The 6,050-nt window shown below is 43.1% G+C and carries 5 protein-coding genes; all 5 read right to left on the bottom strand.

Annotated features, from left to right (window positions below; genetic code table 11):
• On the bottom strand, positions 1-182 hold a 182-nt coding region (locus tag ABYB02_RS13575), incomplete at its 3' end, for an HU family DNA-binding protein (protein ID WP_372762965.1).
• A 2-nt stretch (positions 183-184) separates the two neighbouring features.
• Entirely contained in the window at positions 185-2,572 is a 2,388-nt protein-coding gene (gene pheT / locus ABYB02_RS13570) for a phenylalanine--tRNA ligase subunit beta (RefSeq protein ID WP_372762964.1), read from the bottom strand.
• Positions 2,573-2,587: 15 nt separating this feature from the next.
• Positions 2,588-3,568: a phenylalanine--tRNA ligase subunit alpha gene (gene pheS / locus ABYB02_RS13565; RefSeq protein WP_372762963.1), complete on the bottom strand. Its 981-nt coding sequence runs from the start codon at positions 3,566-3,568 to the stop codon at positions 2,588-2,590.
• An 82-nt stretch (positions 3,569-3,650) separates the two neighbouring features.
• Positions 3,651-4,361, bottom strand: a complete 711-nt coding sequence (gene hda / locus ABYB02_RS13560) for a DnaA regulatory inactivator Hda (RefSeq protein ID WP_372762962.1) — start codon at positions 4,359-4,361, stop codon at positions 3,651-3,653.
• Positions 4,361-5,416: a DUF2066 domain-containing protein gene (locus ABYB02_RS13555; protein ID WP_372762961.1), complete on the bottom strand. Its 1,056-nt coding sequence runs from the start codon at positions 5,414-5,416 to the stop codon at positions 4,361-4,363. Before ABYB02_RS13555 ends, hda begins: the two co-directional genes overlap by 1 nt.
• Positions 5,417-6,050: the final 634 nt, after the last annotated feature.

Genomic DNA, 6,050 nt, shown 5'->3' with positions numbered 1-6,050 from the left:
GGTCTTTCTTTTTTATCTCGAAGATCAAAGTTACCAAATCCAGAGAGCTTGATCTGCTCGCCTTTTTCTAGCGCTGAGCGGATTTCTTCAAAAAACGCTTCCACTAAATCTTTGGCATCTTTTTTATTGATCCCGAGCTTTTCAAATAGGTGTTCAGCTATGTCGGCTTTAGTAAGCGCCATATCTAGTCCCTCAACGATGCATTAAACTGTTCGGCCAGTGCGGCCACCACGTTATCAACTACTAGATTGATATATTTCTCTTCGAGTGTTCTATCAACCGCTTGCAGTGTTAGAGCAATCGCCAAACTCTTATAATTTGGCTCAATTCCTTTGCCCTTATACACATCGAATAAGTTTAGGTCAACTAATTGATTTCCGCCAACTTTTTCGATCACCGCCAAAATATCGCCAATATTAACGCTCTCTTGTACTAAAATCGCGATGTCGCGGCGATTTGACGGGAATTTAGACACGCCGATCACTTGCGGTAAATTTCTGTTTTCGATTGCCGACATTTCAATTTCAAATACAAATGTAGCGTTGTTGATATCTAACGACTTTTGTACTTGAGGATGCAATGCACCAAAGAATCCGACTTTTTTACCGGCAACATAAATGACTGCCGATTGACCTGGATGAAGACCGTCTGATTGCTCAGCTTTAATTTCAAAGCGGCTCACATCATTGGTGATCGCTAACAGCGCTTCAACATCGCCTTTTACATCGTAAAAGTCGACTGCACGCTTTTCTTCAATCCAATGTTCGCCATGTGCTAAACCGGTAATAACCCCACCAATAACAGGTACTTGGTTAACCCCATTTTCAGCTTGGTCGTCACTTAAAAACTTAAGGCCATGCTCAAATAAACGAATACGTGGTTGTTGGCGGTTTTGGTTATACGCCACAGACGCTAGTAACCCCGGCATTAAGCTGACACGCATAGCCGACATATCAATCGAAATTGGATGCGGTAATACCAATGGCTCAGTCGTTGGGTGTAATAGTGCTTGTGCTTTAGGGTCAACAAAGCTGTAAGTAATCGCTTCTTGGTAACCACGCGTTACTAAGGTATTACGGAATTTACTTAGCGCAATAGTGGCTTCGTTATGCGTAGTCATTTTAAGTTTGGCGGTCGGTGCAACATTTGGAATACTGTTGTATCCATATACGCGCGCAACTTCTTCAATCAGATCTTCTTCAATACGTACATCAAAGCGGTAGCTAGGTACATCTGCACTCCAGCAGTCGTTTGCAACTGTTACGTCAAAACCTAAGCGAGTTAAAATATCGGTAACTTTGTCATCTTCAATATGATGACCAATCACACGGTCTAATCGGCTACGGCGTAAACGTACTTCAGTTACTTTAGGCAGTTTATCAGCCGCAACAGCTTCGACTACAGGGCCAGCTTCACCGCCTACGATTTCCAGCAGTAATGCGGTAGCACGCTCCATCGCATCGTGTTGTAAATTAAAGTCAACGCCACGCTCATAGCGGTGTGAAGCATCGGTGTGTAACCCGTAACTACGCGCTTGGCCGGCTATCGCTATTTGATTAAAAAACGCACTTTCAAGTAAGATATCGCTGGTTTTTTCTGTCACGCTTGATTGTTCACCGCCAAAAATACCCGCCATTGCCAATGCTTTATTATGATCGGCTATCACTAAGGTTGAGTCATTTAATTTTGCGGTATTACCATCAAGTAAAACTAACTCTTCACCCGCGTGTGCACTGCGTACTTTTATGCCACCTTCAATCGCATTTAAATCAAATGCATGCATTGGGTGACCCAGTTCAAGTAACACATAGTTCGTTACATCAACAACCGGATCAATTGAACGTACACCACTGCGACGCAGCTTTTCAACCATCCATAATGGGGTCGCTGTATCAAGGTTGATCCCTTTGATCACGCGCGCTAAATAGCGTGGGCACGCATCCGCATTAACGAGTTCAACCGAAACTTTATCGTCGATTGTAGCTGTAACAGCTGGAATATCTAACACCTTAACATCAATGCTGTTTAACACACCCACTTCGCGTGCTAGCCCTTTTATACCTAAGCAATCGCCACGGTTAGGGGTTAAATCGACATCAATAATGTTGTCGTCGAGACCTAAGTATTCGCGTAAATCAGTACCAACGGGCGCATCTAATGGCAGTTCCATAATGCCATCGCCTTCTTCGCTAATACCTAGCTCATCAAAAGCACACAACATGCCGTGCGAAGGTTGACCACGTAACTTGGCTTTTTTAATTTTAAAGTCACCCGGTAGTACTGCACCAACGGTAGCAACCGCTACTTTGATACCTTGGCGACAATTGGGTGCACCACATACGATATCAAGTAACTCATCACCACCAACATTAATTTTGGTAACGCGCAGTTTATCTGCATCGGGGTGTTGGCCACACTCAACCACTTCACCAACCAACACGCCATTGAACTTCGCTGCCGCTGGTGTAACGCCATCTACTTCAAGACCAGCCATCGAAAGCTGTTCCGAAAGAGCTTGCGTATTAATGGCAGGATTAACCCACTCTCTTAACCATTTTTCACTAAATTTCATTGTATTATTTCACTCTTAACGGAACTGGTTTAGGAATTTTAAGTCATTTTCAAAAAATGCACGTAAGTCGTTTACGCCATAGCGCAACATAGTTAAACGCTCTACACCCATGCCAAATGCAAAACCAGTGTATTTTTCAGGGTCAATGCCCACAGACTTAAGTACATTTGGATGCACCATACCGCAGCCTAATACTTCTAACCATTTACCGTCTTTACCCATTACATCCACTTCCGCTGAAGGTTCTGTAAATGGGAAGAATGAAGGACGGAAACGGATTTCCATGTCTTCTTCAAAAAAGTTGCGTAAAAAGTCGTGTAAAATACCTTTAAGCTCAGTAAAGCTCACATCGGTGTCGACCATTAGCCCTTCCACCTGATGGAACATAGGGGTGTGTGTTTGATCGTAATCGTTACGGTATACACGTCCTGGCGAAATAATGCGTAGCGGCGGCTGCTCTACTTCCATAGTACGAATTTGCACGCCACTGGTTTGAGTACGCAGTACTAATTTAGGGTTAAAGTAAAAGGTATCGTGATCCGCTCGTGCTGGATGATGCTCTGGAATATTTAACGCGTCAAAGTTATGAAAATCATCTTCCACTTCAGGGCCTGATTTAACCGCAAAGCCTAATTCACCAAAAAAGCTCTCAATGCGTTCAATAGTTCGCGTAACGGGGTGTAAACCGCCTGAAGGCATAACACGTCCTGGCAGGGTTACATCGATTGTTTCTGCAGCCAGCTTTTCTTCAAGTGCTTTACTGGCTAATAATTCACGCTTGTCGTTTATCGCGGCTTGTACATCTTGTTTTGCTTGGTTTATAACTTGACCGGCTTCTTTACGTTCTTCTGGCGCTATTTTGCCTAACGTTTTAAGTAAGCTGGTGATCTCGCCTTTTTTACCAAGATAGTTAACCCTGATCTCTTCTAGTTGCGCTATTTCAGTTGCACCGGCTACTGCCTCAAGTGCTTGCGCTAAAATATTTTCTAAGTTCATTCGATACCTGATCTTTCACAGAACGTGATTACAATTTAGTTAGCTTATGATAACTGAAAGCAGGCCCTAGATTCTAGACCTACTACAGCTTTAGCGTTGATTTAATAAAAGGAATTGTTAATTTTCGTTGTGCCGCCATAGATGCGTGATCTAATTTATCGAGTACATCTAATAAAGCACGCATATCACGGCTTAAACGCGTTAATAAAAACCGTGCACACTCATCGGTTAATTCTAAACCGCGCATATTGGCACGTTTAACTAACGCTTGGGCTTTGTCATCATCACTCATGGAGCGAATTTGAAAGGTGGTGCCCCACTTTAGCCGCGACTCAAGATCTGGCAAACTAATGTTGAGCATATTAGGCAGTAAGTCTGCGGTAACAACCAGCATTTTACCGGGTTCATTAAAGCGGTTAAAAAAGTTAAATAACGCTTTTTCCCATGCATCATCGCCAGCCACTAAGTGCACGTCATCGATACATAAAACATCAAGCGCTTCTAAGCTTTCGAGCACTAATGGGCCAAAGTCGATCACTTCTCGCATAGAAAGTAGCATATTTGATAAACCACGCTCTTGCGCTTGAATACAAGTTGCATACAGCAAGTGAGACTTGCCTGAATCGCCCAAACCACACAAATAAGTGTACTGAAAACTGTTAGCGAGTTTAGAAAAGCTATCTTTTAAATGGTTTACTTCGACGGAGTCTTCCCCACCAAAGTAAGAAGCAAACGTTTCATCGTCTGGTAACGTGACTGGCAATGCCATTTGCATTGGTTCAGCGCTGTGCATTACTCACCAACCCACTGGTATTCTAACCCGTTTTTATTAACGATATGATAAAAAGCGCTTGGATCGACATAGTCTCTAAATGCGCTATCTAGCCCAAGTGCTTTTTTAAGATCGTTAATACTTCCCGTGTGATCGAGTCTAAACTCAACCAGCTCTGGGGTTTTACGTATTATATTAGCTTGCGTAACCACACTTAAGTTTAATAGTCGACGTTTTGCCAGCTCAATATCAACAAAGCTCTGCGTCCCTTTTAGTGTTAAGTTAGCGATAGATTGCTGATAGTATGCATTAGGGTCAATGGCGTATTCATCGGCCAAACCTTTAGCTAACGTGTCTATCATTTGAGCAACAATTTGCTGTTTATCACCCGTTAACCGATTTGACTCAAACAGTTCATCATTGGTAAAACGCCAGTCTAAAATCCAGTTTTCGCTATCCGGTTGCTTATACATCCTTGCGGTAATACTGCGCTCAGCACTATAGCGCTGCGATGCTTCTTCCACCGGTGCAGAAAAGTTACCCCACACTTCTGGGATCCCCACTAAACGTCTGTCTTGTAAATCAAGCAGAGGGACAACCACAGGTAAACCACGGCGCTCGGCTTTGTCGTATATTAATTGCTCTAGCTGAGGGTAGCTTTCTTGCGTAACCAGCTCTCTGCGCCAGTTATCTTCGATGGCTAGCCATATAGCCACTAAAGGACGCTGCACTCCCCATAGCGGTAAATTGAGATCTTTTATTAACGCATTAATTTTTTGAGCTTCAAACTTCACAACTAGTTTAAGCTGCCCTGCAACGTTTTCATCGTATTCAAACTTGAGTAAATAATCAGAAATATCTTTCGTACGTTGCTGTGCCAAAGCACTTTTATCAACCGTGTCATCACCAGTCACTTTAACTAGCACATTGAGTAAGGCGACACGGCTTGCTGCTAAGCGTGTGTCTCGTGTTTTATCGTCAACTTTTATACTATCTTGATAAAGATCAGTTACTTCTACTGCTGATGCAGTGGAACACAATAAAAGTGATAAGGCAGTAAATAATAATCTATACACAGGCTATTAGTTCTTGGTTTTAAACTAATTTGATCCTAAATCAAAGCCACTTACAAAGCAAAATTATATTTTGTTTATGGCTAGCTAGTTTGAGCTTCAGGCTTCGGGCTTCGGGCTTCGGGCTTCGGGCTTCGGGCTTCGGGCTTCGGGCTTCGGGCTTCGGGCTTCGGGCTTCGGGCTTACAGAGTTTGCTTCATTTGTGTGTCCGTCTAGTGGTTAAATGCAATTTATTGCAAACGCAAAGGATTGACGCTTCAATACTGATAGCTAACGACTGAACGCTTTAAGTAAAATAAGTTTAGAGCGGTATTCACAAAGAGACGCTACGCTTTAGAGAAGGGATCGCTTGCTTGGTATGGTGCCTACAGCAATGAGGAGTCACAGTGTAAACATGACACTATCATTTGGCTGAGGAATGCAAAGTAGTAGTCGCTATTGCGTGTATCCTAGCTCCTATCGCCTCGCGCCTAGTACCTTGCATTTAATTTTTATACAAACGACAAAAAACCCGTCACATTGCTGCAACGGGTTTCTTTAATTTGGAGCCTGGTAATGTCCTACTTTCACATAGCAAATGCTACACTATCATCGGCGCTGTTTCGTTTCACTACTGAGTTCGGCATGGGGTCAGGTG

The organism is Pseudoalteromonas sp. (genome assembly GCF_041613455.1).
GTDB lineage: Bacteria > Pseudomonadota > Gammaproteobacteria > Enterobacterales > Alteromonadaceae > Pseudoalteromonas.
This window is presented reverse-complemented; position numbering and strand designations above follow the sequence as displayed.

Excerpts from the sequence above, each read along its gene's own strand:
- pheT (WP_372762964.1), bottom strand. The coding sequence starts at position 2,572 with ATGAAATTTAGTGAAAAATGGTTAAGAGAGTGGGTTAATCCTGCCATT.
- pheS (WP_372762963.1), bottom strand. The coding sequence starts at position 3,568 with ATGAACTTAGAAAATATTTTAGCGCAAGCACTTGAGGCAGTAGCCGGT.
- hda (WP_372762962.1), bottom strand. The coding sequence starts at position 4,361 with ATGCACAGCGCTGAACCAATGCAAATGGCATTGCCAGTCACGTTACCA.